Genomic DNA, 15,508 nt, shown 5'->3' on the forward strand with positions numbered 1-15,508 from the left:
TTTCGCAATCGCAAAGTATAGATAAAGGCTATATCCTCAGGGAGCTTTCTTAATTGTAGCTGTCGCGTTGTAACCCGGAAGTCCAGATGTCCCGCAAGCAGGCATGTTCCGCCCTCCAAGATGTGCCGCCCGGGCCGGAGGTCCTCATTCGCGGCGACGTGGAAATTTTCCATTCCCAGCTTATGAACCTCATGGCGTCATCGCAGCAGGGTTATGCCCTTTTCGATGGCAGCGATGAGTTGCGCTTTGCCAATGCGGCCTTCCGCGAGGCGCTGGGCATGGCTCCGGACGGTTTTCCGAACTGGATGGAGCTGATGCGCGGCGGGTATCGCAGCTCGACAGGAACGGCGGTCGAAACCACCGATTTCGAACTGTGGTTGCGCTCGGCGCGGACTAGGCGCGGCAAGTTGCCTTACCGCACCATCGAAACCAGCCTGAACGATGGACGCTGGATGCTGACGACGGAAACGACGCTGCCGGGCGGCTGGATGTTGTGTGTCGTGACCGATGTTTCCGAGCTTGGCATCCAGTTGCGCGATCTGCGGCAGGAGCGCGACAGGGCGCTGAAATCGGCGCTGAGCGACGAACTCACAGGCCTCGGCAACCGCCGCTATGCCATGGATATCCTCAACCAGATGCTTGGCCCCAACAAGGCGCAGGCGCTTGCGGTGATCATCATGGATATCGACCATTTCAAGGCGGTGAACGACCGTTTCGGGCATGCCTGCGGCGATCTCGTCCTTAAGGATTTCGCCACCCGGCTTTCCGCCGCGATCGGCCGGGACGATCTGGTGGGGCGGATCGGCGGTGAGGAGTTTTTGCTCGTTCTCAGCGGTTCGCGAATGCTGAGCGCGGAAAGCACCATGCAGAAGCTGCTGGCGACGTTGACCGAGGCATCGCCGCTGAGCGATGTGCCGGATTTCCGTGACAGCTGTTCGGCTGGCATTGCCTTTGCCGATCCCGGCGAGAGCGCGAGCGATGTGCTGCGCCGCGCCGACACGGCACTCTACGAAGCCAAGAATACCGGCAGAAACCGCTTCGTAGTCTACGGAGCGGCCTCTTGACCGCTCCGGCGTCGCACCGGCGTCAGTTCGATTTCGCCGCGCCGCCATCCACCCGCAGCATTGTGCCGGTGATGTAGCTTGCCGGAACCGAGCAGAGGAAAGCCCCGGCGGCGGCGAATTCTTCCACCGTGCCAAGCCTGCCTGCCGGAATGCTCTTGACCGAAGCCTCGCGGATTTCCTCCATGCTTTTACCCAGGCGCTTGGCATTGGCGCCATCCAGCTCGTCGATGCGGTCGGTATGGATGCGGCCGGGCAGAAGAAGGTTGGAGGTGATGCCGAAACCGGCCACTTCGCTCGACAATGTCTTGCTCCAGCCCACCAGCGCCCCACGCAGCGTGTTGGAGAGCGCCAGATTGGGGATGGGTTCGAACACGCCGGAGGAGGCAACGGTCAGGATGCGGCCAAAGCCCTGTTCCTTCATCTGCGGCAGCAGCGCATTGGTGAGCGTGATGACGCGCAGCACCATCGACTGGAAGAAGCTCTCCAGCTTCTCGGTCGTGATCTCCTGCGCAAGACCCGGCGTCGGGCCACCGGTGTTGTTGACGAGAATGTCAATGCCGCCGAGCTTGTCGTTCACGGCCTGAACCATGGCCTCGACGAAATTGTCATCGCCAAGATCGCCCCGCACCCAGTCGGCCTTGCCCTTGCCGAGTGCATTGATCGTCTTGCAGTTCGCGTCCAGCTTTTCGCTGCTTCTGCCAACGAGAAGAACATTCACGCCTTCATTCGCCAGCGCCGTGGCGATGCCCAGCCCAAGGCCGCGAGAGGAGGCGAGAACGAGGGCGCGTTTGCCGGAAATGCCGAGATCCATGGGTTTTGTCCTGTCTTGTTTGCAGCAGATCAAAGAATCGAAGCGTGACTACAGGCGAAAACCGTCCACAGTTTTCGCTATCCCGCTCCATCTGTGCTGTTTATAGGAAGGCGGCGCCCGCTTTTGAAGGTTAAATACGCGTCATGACCGAACAATCTCTGCTGAAATTCTCAATTGCCATCACGGTTCTTCTGGCCGCGTTCGGCATTGGTGCAGGCCTGTTTTCCGGCTCTTTCGCGGTGGTGTTCGATGGCGTTTATGCCCTGACGGATGCCTTCATGACGGTGCTGGCGCTACTGGTGGCGCGGCTGATCGCGGCTTCCGCCGCCCCGCGGCCCGGTGGCCGGCTGGCAGAGCGTTTCACCATGGGCTTCTGGCATCTGGAGCCGATGGTCCTCGGCCTCAACGGCACGCTTTTGATGGGCGCTGCGATTTATGCCCTGATCAACGCCATCGACAGCCTGATGGACGGCGGCAGATCGATCGAGTTCGATTACGCCATCATCGTCACCTTCGTCAGCTTTGCCGTTTCGCTCATCATGGCATGGTTCGTCAAACGCCAGAACCGCAGACTGAAATCGGCCTTCGTGGCGCTGGACGCCAAAAGCTGGCTGATGAGCGCGCTCCTGAGCGCGGCCCTGTTCCTCGCCTTCGCCATCGGCTACGGGCTGACGGGAACGGCGCATCAATGGATCGCGCCCTATATCGACCCCGCCGTTCTGGCGCTGGTCTGCCTCATCATCATTCCCATGCCGCTCGGCAATGTGAAGCAGGCGCTCGCCGACATCCTTCTGGTGACGCCGTTTGAATTCAAGCAGCATGTGGACAGGGTAGCGGCCGAGACCGTCGAAAAATTCGGCTTCGCCTCGCACTATTCCTATGTCGCCCGCGTGGGGCGAGGCCGCCAGATCGAACTCTTCTTCATCGTCCCGAAAAACTGGCCACCCCGGCGTCTCGAAGAATGGGACGCGATCCGCGACGAGATCGGCGATGCACTCGGCGGCGAGGGGACGGATCGATGGCTGACGATTGTGTTTACGACGGATGAGGAATGGGCGGTTTGATGGTGGGGAGAGTGATTGTAGCTAAGTCGGCTTGTGGCCCGAAGCGGACATCAGGTCAGCTTGCATTCCTATCTTTCAGCCAAAGCCCGAATTCCTGAACGACTGCGACAACTTTACCCAGACGGCGTCCTTCTTCGGTGAGCGCATACTCCACCTTTACGGGAACTGTTGGGTAAACGGTTCTGGCAATCAAGCTGGCGTCCTCCAATGCACGGAGGTCTAGGCTCAGCATCCTTTGAGAAATTCCCGGTATGAGCCTCCTGAGTTCGTTGAACCGTTTTGGACCATCGATGAGATAGGATGCGATTAGCAAACGCCATCTTCCGCCCAGCAGATGCATTGCGAGCTCAACGGAACAACCGGTGACGGTGTCCTTCAAATTCGCACCTCCTGAAAACCGGTATAATTTATGTACCTAGATGACATTATTTTGCGTTCTTACATTTCTCTACCGCGTCAACTAAGTGGATTTTGGTCCTCGTGCAACATGTCGCGAGGTACTGAAATCCTGGAGACGATTAATGAAACTCTACTACATGCCCGCCGCTTGCTCGCTCTCACCACACATCGTTGCCAACGAACTGGAGTTGGATATCGAATTTGTCAGGGTGAACTTCAAAGATCATAAGACTGAAGGGGGCCAAGATTATTACGACATCAATCCCAATGGCTACATTCCGGCCCTGGACGTGGGGAACGGCGCGATGCTTTTCGAGGGGCCAGCCATCGTCCAATACATGGCCGATCTGAAGCCTCAATCCGGCCTCGCTCCCGCCAACGGCACTTTCGAGCGTTACAAGCTGCAGGAGATGCTGAGTTTCCTATCGACCGAAATCCACAAGGGCTTCATTCCACTTCTTTATGCGAAACAGGCGGGTGCATATCTCGAAACAGCAACGCCGAAGCTGGAAAAGCGCTACGCATGGATCGACAATTTGCTGGCATCGCAGCGTTTTTTGATGGGCGAGAATTTCACGGTCGCCGATGCATATCTGTTCGCTCTGACAAGCTGGGGACAAGCGTCATGGCTGAAGTCATACTATGGTGCAGATATCCATTTCGACGATCTTCTCAACCTCAGAGGCTGGTATGAACGCGTAAAAGAACGGGATGCGGTGAAGCAGTCCATACTTGAAGAAGGCTTATCGCTGAGCTGAGTTCATCATTCTTTCCAGCACGCTATATGTCCGCAATTGGCGCTTCCGCGCCAAGTCGGCCGTTGGCCCATAGCAGATGTTGACAGAGGTGTTTCGCCACACTGTACTGGCTGCCATCGCAGATGAATGCAGCCACAAGGTTAGCCAGATGCAAATTAGGAATGCCTCGAAAGAGGATGCGCTCCGGTGCGTGGAGCTTGTCGAAGCAAGACGTAAAGAATACGAGAACTACGAGCCGCGCTTTTGGAAAAAAGCCGCTAACTCAGCTGCTTCGACTCTTTCATGGTTTGAAAAACTGTTCTCTGATGAGCACAACGTGTCTCTTGTCGCCGTTGAGAACACACTGATCGTCGGTTTTCTTATCGCGCGAGAGTTTCCAACTCCGCAAGTATACGATCCGGGTGGGGCGACCGCTTTGATCGATGACTTCTGCGTTGCTGCTAAAGATCGTTGGCACGACGCGGGTGCAGCATTGTTGCAGCGCGCAAAATCGGAGCTAAATCGGCGGGGGTTCGCACAAGTTGTGGTAGTTGGCGCTCAACGGGATGCCGCCAAAACTGCGTTATTGAGCCAAGCCAACCTTTCATTAGCTTCGACATGGTGGACATCAGAAGTGTAGCATTTCCCGAAATTGCGGGCATTCCTTAACTCAACGGCACCCAGCCATAAGTTGGACTCTCCGTTGCCGGAACGGCCGCTTCTGGTGCACTCTCGCCAAACTGGCCGCCGCCCCGAGCGGCCTCAAACCTCATCTTTTAAAGAACAGGCTCGAAAACACAGTTGACCACGCCAACGTTTGCCACGAACTTGCAAAGCTCAGACATGGATGGAGTTATGTGATGGTGCGGTCGGTCATCGAGTTGCGGAACGTCGCCGGCACTGAGGCAGCAATGGGTTGGGCTGGCGGCCATACGGTGGTCATCGATCGGCCGGAAGGCAAGGCCGGGGGATTGGGTCTCGGTTTCAATGGCGGCCAAATGCTCGCTCTAGCAATAGGAGGCTGCTACTGTAATGACCTACGCTATGTCGCCCATGAACGTGGCGTGAAAATCGAACAAATTGCCGTAACAGTGACACTTGACCTAGAGGGTGTACCGCTGGTCGCCACCAAAGCCGTGCTATCTGTAAAGTGCGAGACATCGGACGGCTCCGATCCGAAAGCCTTGATCGATCATGCGTGGTCGGTGTGCACAGTCGCCAACTCCCTCAATCGCGGGATCCCGACGATAATACAGGTCGCATGACCGTTTTTGGCGCTTTTCAGCCTTTTCGCGCTACCTGCTACAGATTGAGTTGAGGCCGAAACATCTTCGCTGTTGTCCTACGGTCAATCGTCCCCACTAGACTTTGAGTCCGTCTCGGATGGCGTGGGCAAGATGTGAGGCACCGCTGCGAGAATGACCAAGACGATCGCGGTCGATAAGACGGCCGTTACCTCCATTCCCAGGCCGGCCATTACACCAATCGCGGCTGTCGCCCAGATACTGGCCGCTGTGGTGAGCCCTTCTACCTCCCGCTGCGCCGAGCGGATTATGATAGCACCCGCGCCGAGGAAGCCTATTCCTTGAACGACACCCTGCAGTACCCGTGACAGATCGCCGATCTGCATGCCGCTCTGCAGTGGACCTAAAACGAAAAGTGCAGCACCGACGGCAACCAACATGTGAGTCCGCAAGCCAGCACTTCTGCCCTTGCTCTCGCGTTCGAACCCGAGAACCCCACCGAGTACCGCCGCGATCACAAGGCGCACAGTGATGCGAGTTATGGCCGACGCGTCTGGAACATCAGAGAATTCTTTGACTAACGTCCCCCAAACTTCGTCTCCCACGGTCGCATCCTTATGTCGTTCGCAAATTTGGCATGTAAACGAGGTGCCATACAAACGCTGCGTTGGCAACTTCACTGCCGCCATCGTCACCCGTGAGGGTAACTTTTGTGCCGATAGGGGGAATAACAGCCGTCTCGCACCGTCAATTGCCGCGGGATGCCTTCCCCCAACCGTCCAGCGGAGCGATTGCTCGTGCGAGCGCAAGCAGCAAGCACCGGGATGTAAAGCCATGTCTGCATTTAGGTACGGGCAAACACGGTGTCTGTGACTGGAATGAAGGCGCGAAGCGGAAGACGACCTTCGGCCCGGAGAGGAAGTCGAGCTCGGTCCTGAACGTCCATTGACAACTGACCCTGTTTGGAGTGGCAAATAATCGCTACTTTATGGGCTCAATTTGGAAAGCGTCCGATAAGATGGAACAATCGCAATACAGCACCGCGTCCCGTTTGCCGACAGTAGAAGAGTACCTGCATCTTCGTTCTGTCGCCGGGCTAAGTGCGTTTTCGCCAGAGGCTGCCCGGTTAGGGCTAACGGGTACGGTTTACTCGGTCGTTGTCATGCATCGAGGCGCGGCAATCGGGATGGGGCGATTGATCGGCGATGGAGGCTGCTTTTTCCAGGTTGTCGACATCGCTGTTCATCCCGACCATCAGGGACGAGGACTGGGGAAAACCATCATGCAGACAATCATGTCGTATGTCTCGCGAAAGCTGCCCGTCTCGGCCTATGTCAGTCTGATCGCCGACGTTCCGGCGAACAAACTCTACGAAAAATTTGGCTTCAAAGAAACTGCTCCGCGATCGCTGGGAATGGCATATCGGGTTACTTCGGCTGAACCTTGAAACGAGCTTGCAAGACGGCCACAATTGGCGCAAAGCGGAAGACGGCAGTCGGCCCTGAGCGGACGACCATCAATGAATAGTCGCCATCGGTGCGAACACGCGGGTAAGGAAATTGCGGAGAATGGGAGTGACCTGATCGCGGGGAAGCCGATGACCGCCATCAAGCGCGTGAAAACGTACAGGGACCCCCGACCTTGCAAGAGCCTCGGAAAATCGTTCAGCCTGATCGACCGATGCACGATCATCATATTTGCCGTGGAGAAGTAGGGTTTCTGATCGGATGCTATGAGCATGATAGAGTGCGGATCTATCCAGGAAGGCCTCGTCTGAGATACCTGCTTCGTTTCGGATAGCCTCTTGCAGGCCTCGTGCACTTGTCTTGTAGGCGTCTCTCAAGTCATAGACGCCTCCAGTCAGTATGATCGCTTTGAGATCGGCCACCTTGGTTGCCACCATGGCAGAGGCGACAGCCCCACGGCTGTTGCCATAAAGTACGATACGCTCTGGATCGACCGATGGCTGCCGCTTGAGGAAATCCAACGCCGCGACAATCGCTTTCTGTGTCGACGGTCCGCAGAAATCCGCTGGTCCGTCCGATGTGCCGAAACCAGGCTGCGATACGGCGGCCGCTGTTATGCCGAGGCGCGAGGAGAACCGGACGAGCGATCCATCTTCGACCGCTTCCTGTCCACCTAAAAGAAGTCCTCCCTGATTACCGTGAACGAACAGTATCGCTCCGTTTCGTCGATCCGAAGCACGCGCCTGGAATAGCTGAACACGAGCGCCATCGCCCCGATCTATGGTGTGTTCTGTTACCTCAGCCATGGCGGTCACCCCGTTGCAACTGCGGGTGAGGATACGGCGTGATGTCCTACCGTCAAGGTCCCCAAATGGCGCTTCTGCGACATGACAGCCTTGGGCCGATTGCGAACATTACGAGATGGCGAGCCCGGCGCTAGGCGATTTTGAGAGCGTCAAGGTCACCATTACTCAGAGATGCTAAATTGGCTTCAATCTTCTCGATTGGCCAGTCCCACCAAGCAATATGAAGCAAGGCATCTATCACCTCAGCGGGATAACGCATCCTAATGACGGTAGCGGGATTGCCGCCAACCACGGCGTAAGGCGGGATATCGCGAGCAACGACCGAGGCTGCGGCCACGATAGCACCCGCGCCAATGCGCACACCAGGCATGATAGCCGCGTTGTGGCCGATCCAAACGTCATGACCGACGACCGTGTCTTTGACCGGCAGTTCCTTGTAGCCAAACGTCTCGGGCTTGAAGATTCGAAATGGATATGTCGTGAAACCAGTCATCGGATGATTGGCCGAGCTGGTTATGAAGTAGCAACCCTTAGCAATCTGTACAAATTTGCCGATCAGCAGCCGCTCGCGACATGTGTGACCGAGATAAGGGGCCAGTATCTGGGCTGTCTCTTCTGGGGTTCCAGAATGCGTGAAGTAGCTGTATTCGCCGACCTCGATACGAGGATGGTCGACGACGTTCTTTAGATACACCGTGTCCGAATAAACCCTGCCGTCAGGCAGGGTGATGGGATGGATTGCGTCGGGATCGAGGAGCGACATGGTGAACCTTTTACTGCCCATTCCGACGCTACACGAGGTCGGGCGCGTTGAGTAGGCTAGATTGACGTGATCGGAATGACGATATCCCTTCCAAGCCACGGAAGCCACCGTGCCGCCTTTATCGCTGCCATGAATGGTTTTTATAATGGCTTGGCGAGTGTTTGTGCGCCAATGACCGCTTCTGGCGCACAGGTGACGTGTTACGCCGCTGCGAAGCGTTGCCTGCTTTCAGGCGCGTCCCATGATGGCCTCTGTGACCGACACGAAGGCGCTTTGCCGACTGGCCGGAGCCGCCCCATTATCGCCGTTCACTATGCGGGCTGACTTCCCGGAAGCAATCATCGCGGGGGGGCCTTAGCTGTAAAGGTAGCGACGCATGCAATAGAGCAGCGTTGCCATTTCCGCGTTCTCGCGCAAGTCGATCGCGCGCCTGAAGAGGAACCGATGGGTCGCCTCGTCGACGCCATTAGTTAGCTCGCATTCAAAGGTGAACCGATGCGTCTGTGAGGATCGGCTGGTTTAGCGAACGGAAGCTTCCGTGAACTTAATGCGGGCCGAACGACCGATTGAAGCCGCTTTGCCAGCTTGCCAGACCCGATCCCATTCTGGCCGTTTGGCGCCAGAACGCCAACGCCCAAAAGCTGCCGCGAGCAACTAATCTAAAAGCTTGCCTTGCGCTCCGTCCTTATGCCGCGCTCGCAGCTTCCCCAAGGTCTCGTGTGAGAAACATGACGGTCGCCAAATCGAACGTTCCTCTGGGAAACTCTCCCAGATTGTGCCACTCGACACGAGCATCGGCGGTCGTGCCCTGGAAAGTGGCCTCAGTATTGGCCGAGAGGGCAGGAGCACTGTCGGGAACTAATATCCTCTGCCTCATGGTCGTGGTTTGCTCTGGGCCGGCGGTGAGCCGAACTTGCGGGAATAGGCGCGGGAAAATGCGGCGGCGCTGCCGAAGCCGACCCCGGTGGCGACCGATTTGACACTTCGTCCGGCGCGCAGTTCTGCTCGTCCAAGCGCCAGGCGCCAGCCATTGAGGTAGGCGATAGGCGACTGGGCAACGGTTTGCGTGAAGGTGGAAATGAATTGTCCGCGCGACATATCCGCTATGGCGGCAAGGTCCGCAATCCGCCAATTTCGCGCCGGATTGTCATGTATGGCCACAAGGCTGGGATGCAGTGCGGGGTGCGCCAGACCCGCCAGTAATCCCGCATCGACCGTGCCGATCGCTATTGCCTTGCGGATCGCAAGCACGACGATGATCTCGCATAGACGCGCCTCGATAGTACCGCCACCACAGCGGGCGACCTCGACCTCGGCCACCATCAGTTGACACAAACCGCGCAATTCCGGTTCGTTGGCCAGTGAAAGGCACAATTCGTCTGGCAGTGCACCGACCAACGGATTGGCACTACCGCCAAAATCCACTGTGGCGCCAGCGCATATAGCTGCGCCATCCGGCAGCGACGCCGTGGATCTGGCGCGATAAAGCAGATGGGTCGGTTCACCTGCGCCATGGACATTGATGATCAGGAGGTTAGCGGCTTCAGCACAATCGCAACGTGATGCGCCAAGATGAAAGGCTTTCAGGAAAGCCGTCAACCGATCATGTTTTCGCCCGGAATCTGAACTTTCAGTCATGTATTTCCTCCCTTTCCTGATCGCAAATCTTGTATCCTTCTTGAGCGAAGCACGCCAGCACGTCTAAACAGACAAGAGACAGCATGACACAGGATTCTGCAGCTAAATTTGACGCCTCCCGCGCAGGGGAATACGCACGACAGAGCAGGATAGCGCTGGCCGGATATGACGCCTGCCACGAGCTTTCCGCCTGCATGCTGTCGGCAGCTCTGGGCGAAGGAACGGCGGCACGGGTTCTGGTTGTCGGGGCCGGCGGTACGGCGGGCGAAATCATCGCCGCCGCTCGGCTGGAACCGCAATGGTCCTTTGTCGCCGTCGATCCTTCAGCACCGATGCTCAACCTTGCACGCGATCATCTGGTCAGGGCCGAAGTGTCTGACCGGGTGGAGACCGTCCTCGGAACCGTCTCCGATCTGGATAGAGCTCCATCGTTTGACGCTGCAATCATGATCGGCGTGCTGCACCATTTGCCAGGGAACGCCGCAAAGCAGGATGTTCTGGCGCAGATTGCAATGCGGCTGTATCCTGACGCGCCCCTGATTGTGGCGGGGAATTATCGGGCGTATGCGTCGCAGCCCCTGCTCATGGCAGCATGGGCAGCACGCTGGCGTATGAACGGCGCCGGGCCAGAAGAGGTCCAGGCCAAAATGGGCAAGATTCTGCAGGGTGCGGAGCCACCCCGATCGGAAGACGAGGTCATTTCATTGCTGGAAGGCGTTGGTTTCAACGAACCGCTTCGGTTTTTTGCAAGCCTGTTTTGGGGAGCATGGCTGGCCCGACACGTGGGGAACGCTAAGTGAGCGCCATGATCTGCTCCATTTGCAGACAGTTTGGACCAAAAAGACAAGTTTACTCTAAGCCATCCGGTATTGGCAAATTGTCAGCCGGAACCCTGATGGCTCAACGTAACGCCGGGGCGAAAAACGTCGTATGAGCACACTCGCGCAGCTAGAGGATAGCTTTCAGGCATTCGAAGCGACAACGCGAGCGACTTGAACGAAGGCGTATATCCGGAAAAGGCCGATGCGCCGAAATACACGGTCCCGCTCGGCTCGGTGCCCTTGGCTCATATGATAAAAATCGGCGAGGCTGCATGCAACCTCGCCGTATCTGGCCGTTGACTTGCGCGTTCTATTTACGCGTAAAATTCGGGAGCCTTCTTGAAGTTCGCCCAGGCGTCAGGGTCATGGCCGGTGACGACTGTTGCATCATGCTTTTCGGCATAGGTGCGGAGCTTCTGAACAGAACGGACCGTGTCAACGGTCGAGGCAAGGAACCCAGGCAAAGCCTTCTCTTCCCAGTGGTCCAGTGTGTAGGCAGCATCGATCGTCAGGAGAAGCGGTTTGCTGTTTGGCAGGCGCACCAGGAAGGACTGGTGGCCTGGCGCATGACCGGGCGTGAAGATCGTGGTGAGCGTGCCGTCGCCGTAAACGTCGTAATAATCGTCCTGCGTACCGTTGAGGAACTGCCACTTCAGACCCGGCTTGTCGAAGTCCTTGCGGATATAGCCGCCGCCAGCAAACCAGTCGGGCGTAAAGGCATATTCGTATTCAGAGCGCTGCACGATGTGGGTTGCGTTGGGGAAGCGACCGATGGCGCCGGTATGATCGAGATGCAGGTGCGACTGCACAACATATTTGACATCGGCCGGATCGAAACCAAGCGCCTTGATCTGGTCAACGCAGCCCTGGTCCTTGTCCAGCACTGGCCAATAGACATCGCAGATGCCGCCCCAATGGCCACGCGGATCCGTTGCAACTTCAATCGCGTTGCCGCCGTCGATCACGGTGTGCCCGGCCGGATGGGTAATCAGGAAAAACGGAACGGGGATCTCATAGTCTGCACCGTTCCCCTGGTTCATCTTGATGTTGTGTACCTTGCATTTCAGCGTACCCGACTGAAGCATGTAAAGTCTGATATCGGTCACTCGTTTTCCTCCCTTGGGACTGAAGATATTGCTGTAAGAAATGGGTCAGAACGCCTCGCGGTAGAGCGCAAGCGCATCCTCTTCGCGGACTTCAACCGGATTATTGACCAACAGACGGCTCTGTTTCATTGCGTCGGACGCAAGCATGGCGAGCGTGTTGTCCGTCACGCCGACATCGCGCAGACGCCGCGGCGCGCCGCTTTCGTCCATCAGCGTTTCCATATGCTGAACGAACGCATCCGAACGGGTTGCCGCATCCCCTTCACCCGGAACACCCAGCACGTCGGCAAGCTCCGCATAAAGCGACGCTGCAGCCTTCGCGTTAAAGCGTAAAACCGGCCCCAGCATCAGGGCATTGGAAAGCCCGTGTGGCACGTGATAATGGCCGCCCAGCGGATAAGCGAGCGCGTGCACGGCGGCCACCGGTGAGTTGGCGAAAGCCTGACCTGCCAATGTCGCACCCAACAGCATGCCTTCACGGGCTTTCCGGTCGGCCCCGTTCCTGCAGGCGGCGATCAGGTTTGCACCGAGCAGACGCAGTGCCTCGCGCGCCAGAGCATCTGATAGCGGGTTCTTCTTGTGTTTGCTGGTGTAAGCCTCGATGGCATGCACCATGGCATCGATACCGGTGGCAGCCGTATGGACCTGCGGCAGTCCCACCGTCAGTTCAGCATCCAGAAGAACGAAATCAGCGTAAAGCTGCGGGGAAACGACCCCCATCTTGGTGGTTTCGCCCGTGGTGATGATCGAGATGTTTGTGACTTCCGAACCTGTACCGGCCGTGGTCGGCACCAGCACGAGCGGCAGGCGTGATCCCTTTACGTTGCCGATCCCGTACATGTCGGCAAGCGTCTGGTCGGAGACCAGAAGGACAGCCACGAGCTTGGCGATATCGAGCGATGAGCCCCCGCCAAGACCGATGACGATATCGACGCCGATCTGCCTTGCGGACTCGACGCAGTCGGCAACGATATGCTCTGGCGGATCAGCAACGACCTTGTCGAAGATCGTGACGTTAAAGCCGCTGGCCGCAAGGGCGTCAGCAATCGGCTCGATGAGGCCGGCCTTGATGAGACCTGCATCGGTAATCAGCAGCGCCTTGCGCGCCTGAAACCTGCCGGAAAGAATCTCTCCGAGGCGCTGGGCGCCACCCCAGGCAACCTGCATGGAGGGAACGGTGCGGAATTCGAAAGGGTTGATGGTCATCTGATCCTCCCAGCGTGATCTCAGCCGATGGCCGAGCACAGGTATTTGATTTCAAGATATTCATCGATGCCGTAGTGCGAGCCTTCGCGGCCCAAGCCGGACTGCTTCACGCCACCGAATGGTGCGACTTCGTTGGAGATGAGGCCTGTATTGTGGCCCACCATGCCGTATTCGAGCGCTTCTGCGACACGCCATGTCCGGCGGACATTCTCGGTGTAGAAATAGGCCGCCAGACCAAATTCGGTGTCGTTCGCCATGGCGACCGCTTCGTCTTCCGTCCCGAACCTAAAGAGCGGGGCGACGGGTCCAAAGGTCTCCTCACGGGCAACCTTCATGGCCTGGGTTGCACCGGTCAGAACCGTTGGTTCGTAAAACGTGCCTCCAAGAGCATGGCGCTTTCCGCCGGTGACGATCGTTGCTCCCTTGCCAAGGGCATCAGCAACGTGATCCTCGACCTTTGCCACGGCATCCTGGTCGATCAGTGGACCGATCAGAACACCAGGTTCGGTGCCCTCACCGACGGACAGGCTTTCGACCCTTTTGACCAGCTTTTCCGCGAATGCGTCGTAAACACCATCCTGGACATAGATCCGGTTGGAGCACACGCAGGTCTGTCCGGCATTGCGGTATTTCGAAACGATCGCGCCCTCAACGGCCGCATCCAGATCGGCATCATCAAAGACGATGAAAGGCGCATTGCCACCAAGTTCCAGCGACAGTTTCTTGATCGTCGGGGCCGATTGCGCCATCAGCAGACGACCGACTTCGGTCGATCCGGTAAAGGAGATCTTTCGCACCGTGTCGCTTTCGGTAAACACCTTGCCGATATCGCGTGCGGCGCCCGTCACCACCTGGAAGACACCGGCGGGAACGCCCGCTTCTTCGGCAAGAACACCCAGAGCAAGTGCGGTGAGAGGGGTCTGCTCAGCCGGTTTGACGATCATCGTGCAGCCTGCGGCAAGTGCCGGGGCCGCCTTGCGGGTGATCATCGCGGCCGGGAAGTTCCATGGCGTGATCGCGGCGCAGACGCCGATCGGCTGCTTCAGGATGGTAATGCGCTTGTCCGTGGTCGGCGAAGGAATGGTATCGCCATAAACACGTTTGGCTTCCTCCGCGAACCATTCCACGAAAGATGCCGCATAAAGGGCTTCGCCCTTTGCTTCCGCAAACGGCTTTCCCTGCTCGGCAGTCATCAACGCACCAAGATCGTCAGCGTTAGCCACCATGAGATCAAACCATCGACGCAATATGGCAGCGCGGTCCTTCGCAGCCCGGCGGCTCCACTCGGAAAATGCCTTGCCTGCTGACTCGACTGCAGCTTCAACCTCATCTGCCGACAATGAAGGAACGTGACCGATGATCATCGAGTTGGCGGGATTTTCGACCGCAATCGTCTTGCCATCCGCAGCTTTCAGCCAGCGACCATTCACCAGGCAGGCATCACGCAACAGCGCCGCATTTTTTAGCTTGATCATCCACCTCTCCCGCACTAAAGTTCAACTAATTGAACTTGAATCATTAGAGTGAACTATGGGCCAAAGGGGCCAAGTGTGTCAAGGAAGGTGCATGGCTGAAGATCAACAATCGTCGCAAATATCAGACACTGTACCGGCACTCAGACGCGCCGTGCGTATTCTGGATCTTGTGGCAGGTTCCCCGCGGGACCTTACAGCCGCCGAGCTGACACGATTTCTGGATTTGCCCAAAAGCAGCGCGCATGGCTTGCTTGCGGTGATGACTGAGCTTGATCTTCTGGCGCGATCTGCCGATGGAACCCTGCGTATTGGACCCCACTCGCTCAGATGGGCGAATGGTTTTCTGTCGCACCTCGATATCGTATCGACATTCAACGACCATCTCGCCCAGCGCCACGACCTCGATCCCTACACGGTGACCCTCACCGTCCGCGAGGGTGGCGAAGTCGTTTACATCGGCTGTCGCAACTCGGCTCAGCCGCTTGGACACACGTTTCGGATCGGTATGCGTCTGCCGGCGCCATTTACGGCCACCGGGAAGATCCTCCTGTCCGATCTGGGGCCCGGTGAATTGAGGATGCTGTTCTCTCAATTTCCACAGCCTCTGACATCAAGGAGCGTTGCTGGCCTTTCGCAGCTTGAAGAGGAACTGGCTCTGACGCGCGCTCGCGGCTACTCCATCGACGATGGTCAGATCCGCGAAGGTATGCTTTGCATTGGGGCTGCCATACGCGATTACTCGGGAGCCGCATCTGCCGGCATTGCAATCAGTCTGATCCGCAGCGAAGCCAGCGACGAAAAAATCGCTAGCCTTGGTGAGGAGCTTCGCACCACAGCCAACGCGCTTTCAGAAAAGCTTGGGTACCGATCGCAGAAAGACTAGTCGTAACCCGTAGCGGTATAGTCGA

Annotated in this window: 17 protein-coding genes; 8 read left to right on the plus strand and 9 right to left on the minus strand. The window is 57.5% G+C overall.

Features of this window, described 5'->3' with window-relative positions:
* The first annotated feature begins 86 nt into the window (after positions 1 to 86).
* Positions 87 to 1,064: a sensor domain-containing diguanylate cyclase gene (locus tag GH784_RS14625; protein ID WP_065704899.1), complete on the plus strand. Its 978-nt coding sequence runs from the start codon at positions 87 to 89 to the stop codon at positions 1,062 to 1,064.
* Between the two features lie 22 nt (positions 1,065 to 1,086).
* Here the strand turns inward: GH784_RS14625 and GH784_RS14630 are convergent, their stop codons facing one another.
* On the minus strand, positions 1,087 to 1,875 hold the full coding sequence (locus GH784_RS14630; RefSeq protein ID WP_013635763.1) for an SDR family oxidoreductase: 789 nt from the start codon (positions 1,873 to 1,875) through the stop codon (positions 1,087 to 1,089).
* Positions 1,876 to 2,018: 143 nt separating this feature from the next.
* On the opposite strand from GH784_RS14630, the gene GH784_RS14635 reads away from it, so the two are divergent.
* Positions 2,019 to 2,939, plus strand: a complete 921-nt coding sequence (locus tag GH784_RS14635; protein ID WP_003512170.1) for a cation diffusion facilitator family transporter — start codon at positions 2,019 to 2,021, stop codon at positions 2,937 to 2,939.
* A gap of 55 nt (positions 2,940 to 2,994) precedes the next feature.
* On the opposite strand, the gene GH784_RS14640 is transcribed toward GH784_RS14635, so the two are convergent.
* Entirely contained in the window at positions 2,995 to 3,318 is a 324-nt protein-coding gene (locus GH784_RS14640) for a winged helix-turn-helix transcriptional regulator (RefSeq protein ID WP_003517287.1), read from the minus strand.
* Between the two features lie 142 nt (positions 3,319 to 3,460).
* Between GH784_RS14640 and GH784_RS14645 the strand changes: the two genes are divergently transcribed.
* The 3 genes from GH784_RS14645 to GH784_RS14655 all read left to right on the plus strand — a co-directional run bounded on the left by GH784_RS14645 (position 3,461) and on the right by GH784_RS14655 (position 5,340).
* Positions 3,461 to 4,096 (plus strand): glutathione binding-like protein, encoded by a 636-nt coding sequence (locus GH784_RS14645; RefSeq protein ID WP_003517288.1) that lies wholly within the window; start codon positions 3,461 to 3,463, stop codon positions 4,094 to 4,096.
* Between the two features lie 76 nt (positions 4,097 to 4,172).
* Positions 4,173 to 4,715 (plus strand): GNAT family N-acetyltransferase, encoded by a 543-nt coding sequence (locus GH784_RS14650; RefSeq protein WP_112153477.1) that lies wholly within the window; start codon positions 4,173 to 4,175, stop codon positions 4,713 to 4,715.
* Positions 4,716 to 4,935: 220 nt separating this feature from the next.
* Complete coding sequence (locus GH784_RS14655; protein ID WP_003517291.1) at positions 4,936 to 5,340, plus strand: OsmC family protein; 405 nt, start codon at positions 4,936 to 4,938, stop codon at positions 5,338 to 5,340.
* An 83-nt stretch (positions 5,341 to 5,423) separates the two neighbouring features.
* Here the strand turns inward: GH784_RS14655 and GH784_RS14660 are convergent, their stop codons facing one another.
* Positions 5,424 to 6,155, minus strand: a complete 732-nt coding sequence (locus tag GH784_RS14660; protein WP_323131475.1) for an MgtC/SapB family protein — start codon at positions 6,153 to 6,155, stop codon at positions 5,424 to 5,426.
* A 182-nt stretch (positions 6,156 to 6,337) separates the two neighbouring features.
* Here GH784_RS14660 and GH784_RS14670 point away from each other — a divergent pair, with 182 nt between their 5' ends.
* Complete coding sequence (locus GH784_RS14670; RefSeq protein WP_026330850.1) at positions 6,338 to 6,766, plus strand: GNAT family N-acetyltransferase; 429 nt, start codon at positions 6,338 to 6,340, stop codon at positions 6,764 to 6,766.
* Positions 6,767 to 6,835: 69 nt separating this feature from the next.
* Here GH784_RS14670 and GH784_RS14675 read toward each other — a convergent pair whose 3' ends face one another.
* The 3 genes from GH784_RS14675 to GH784_RS14690 all read right to left on the minus strand — a co-directional run bounded on the left by GH784_RS14675 (position 6,836) and on the right by GH784_RS14690 (position 9,992).
* Positions 6,836 to 7,591 carry an alpha/beta hydrolase family protein gene (locus GH784_RS14675; protein ID WP_111795143.1) on the minus strand — a complete coding sequence of 252 codons (756 nt, stop codon included), beginning with the start codon at positions 7,589 to 7,591 and terminating at the stop codon, positions 6,836 to 6,838.
* Between the two features lie 130 nt (positions 7,592 to 7,721).
* Positions 7,722 to 8,354, minus strand: a complete 633-nt coding sequence (locus GH784_RS14680; RefSeq protein WP_003517299.1) for a CatB-related O-acetyltransferase — start codon at positions 8,352 to 8,354, stop codon at positions 7,722 to 7,724.
* Positions 8,355 to 9,227: 873 nt separating this feature from the next.
* Positions 9,228 to 9,992, minus strand: coding sequence for an AraC family transcriptional regulator (locus tag GH784_RS14690; protein ID WP_060642116.1), 765 nt, complete (start codon positions 9,990 to 9,992; stop codon positions 9,228 to 9,230).
* Between the two features lie 83 nt (positions 9,993 to 10,075).
* Here GH784_RS14690 and GH784_RS14695 point away from each other — a divergent pair, with 83 nt between their 5' ends.
* Complete coding sequence (locus GH784_RS14695; RefSeq protein ID WP_111791112.1) at positions 10,076 to 10,792, plus strand: class I SAM-dependent methyltransferase; 717 nt, start codon at positions 10,076 to 10,078, stop codon at positions 10,790 to 10,792.
* Between the two features lie 335 nt (positions 10,793 to 11,127).
* Here the strand turns inward: GH784_RS14695 and attM are convergent, their stop codons facing one another.
* The 3 genes from attM to GH784_RS14710 are packed head-to-tail and all read right to left on the minus strand — an operon-like array spanning position 11,128 to position 14,600.
* Entirely contained in the window at positions 11,128 to 11,919 is a 792-nt protein-coding gene (gene attM, locus GH784_RS14700; RefSeq protein ID WP_003517310.1) for an AttM family quorum-quenching N-acyl homoserine lactonase, read from the minus strand.
* Between the two features lie 45 nt (positions 11,920 to 11,964).
* Positions 11,965 to 13,125, minus strand: coding sequence for an iron-containing alcohol dehydrogenase (locus tag GH784_RS14705; protein ID WP_065662712.1), 1,161 nt, complete (start codon positions 13,123 to 13,125; stop codon positions 11,965 to 11,967).
* Positions 13,126 to 13,145: 20 nt separating this feature from the next.
* Positions 13,146 to 14,600, minus strand: a complete 1,455-nt coding sequence (locus tag GH784_RS14710) for an NAD-dependent succinate-semialdehyde dehydrogenase (RefSeq protein WP_065662711.1) — start codon at positions 14,598 to 14,600, stop codon at positions 13,146 to 13,148.
* Positions 14,601 to 14,655: 55 nt separating this feature from the next.
* Here GH784_RS14710 and blcR point away from each other — a divergent pair, with 55 nt between their 5' ends.
* Entirely contained in the window at positions 14,656 to 15,483 is an 828-nt protein-coding gene (blcR, locus tag GH784_RS14715) for an IclR family transcriptional regulator BlcR (RefSeq protein WP_080802676.1), read from the plus strand.
* The last annotated feature ends 25 nt before the right edge of the window (positions 15,484 to 15,508 follow it).

The sequence above is a fragment of the Agrobacterium tumefaciens genome (assembly GCF_009649785.1).
In the GTDB taxonomy this organism is placed as follows: Bacteria; Pseudomonadota; Alphaproteobacteria; order Rhizobiales; family Rhizobiaceae; genus Agrobacterium; species Agrobacterium tumefaciens.

What these genes read in the sequence shown, in the direction of transcription:
- GH784_RS14625 (WP_065704899.1), top strand. Translation starts at nt 87, where the DNA reads ATGTCCCGCAAGCAGGCATGTTCCGCCCTCCAAGATGTGCCGCCCGGG.
- GH784_RS14630 (WP_013635763.1), bottom strand. Translation starts at nt 1,875, where the DNA reads ATGGATCTCGGCATTTCCGGCAAACGCGCCCTCGTTCTCGCCTCCTCT.
- GH784_RS14635 (WP_003512170.1), top strand. Translation starts at nt 2,019, where the DNA reads ATGACCGAACAATCTCTGCTGAAATTCTCAATTGCCATCACGGTTCTT.
- GH784_RS14645 (WP_003517288.1), top strand. Translation starts at nt 3,461, where the DNA reads ATGAAACTCTACTACATGCCCGCCGCTTGCTCGCTCTCACCACACATC.
- GH784_RS14650 (WP_112153477.1), top strand. Translation starts at nt 4,173, where the DNA reads ATGTTGACAGAGGTGTTTCGCCACACTGTACTGGCTGCCATCGCAGAT.
- GH784_RS14655 (WP_003517291.1), top strand. Translation starts at nt 4,936, where the DNA reads ATGGTGCGGTCGGTCATCGAGTTGCGGAACGTCGCCGGCACTGAGGCA.
- GH784_RS14660 (WP_323131475.1), bottom strand. Translation starts at nt 6,155, where the DNA reads ATGGCTTTACATCCCGGTGCTTGCTGCTTGCGCTCGCACGAGCAATCG.
- GH784_RS14670 (WP_026330850.1), top strand. Translation starts at nt 6,338, where the DNA reads ATGGAACAATCGCAATACAGCACCGCGTCCCGTTTGCCGACAGTAGAA.
- GH784_RS14675 (WP_111795143.1), bottom strand. Translation starts at nt 7,591, where the DNA reads ATGGCTGAGGTAACAGAACACACCATAGATCGGGGCGATGGCGCTCGT.
- GH784_RS14680 (WP_003517299.1), bottom strand. Translation starts at nt 8,354, where the DNA reads ATGTCGCTCCTCGATCCCGACGCAATCCATCCCATCACCCTGCCTGAC.
- GH784_RS14690 (WP_060642116.1), bottom strand. Translation starts at nt 9,992, where the DNA reads ATGACTGAAAGTTCAGATTCCGGGCGAAAACATGATCGGTTGACGGCT.
- GH784_RS14695 (WP_111791112.1), top strand. Translation starts at nt 10,076, where the DNA reads ATGACACAGGATTCTGCAGCTAAATTTGACGCCTCCCGCGCAGGGGAA.
- GH784_RS14705 (WP_065662712.1), bottom strand. Translation starts at nt 13,125, where the DNA reads ATGACCATCAACCCTTTCGAATTCCGCACCGTTCCCTCCATGCAGGTT.
- GH784_RS14710 (WP_065662711.1), bottom strand. Translation starts at nt 14,600, where the DNA reads ATGATCAAGCTAAAAAATGCGGCGCTGTTGCGTGATGCCTGCCTGGTG.
- blcR (WP_080802676.1), top strand. Translation starts at nt 14,656, where the DNA reads ATGGGCCAAAGGGGCCAAGTGTGTCAAGGAAGGTGCATGGCTGAAGAT.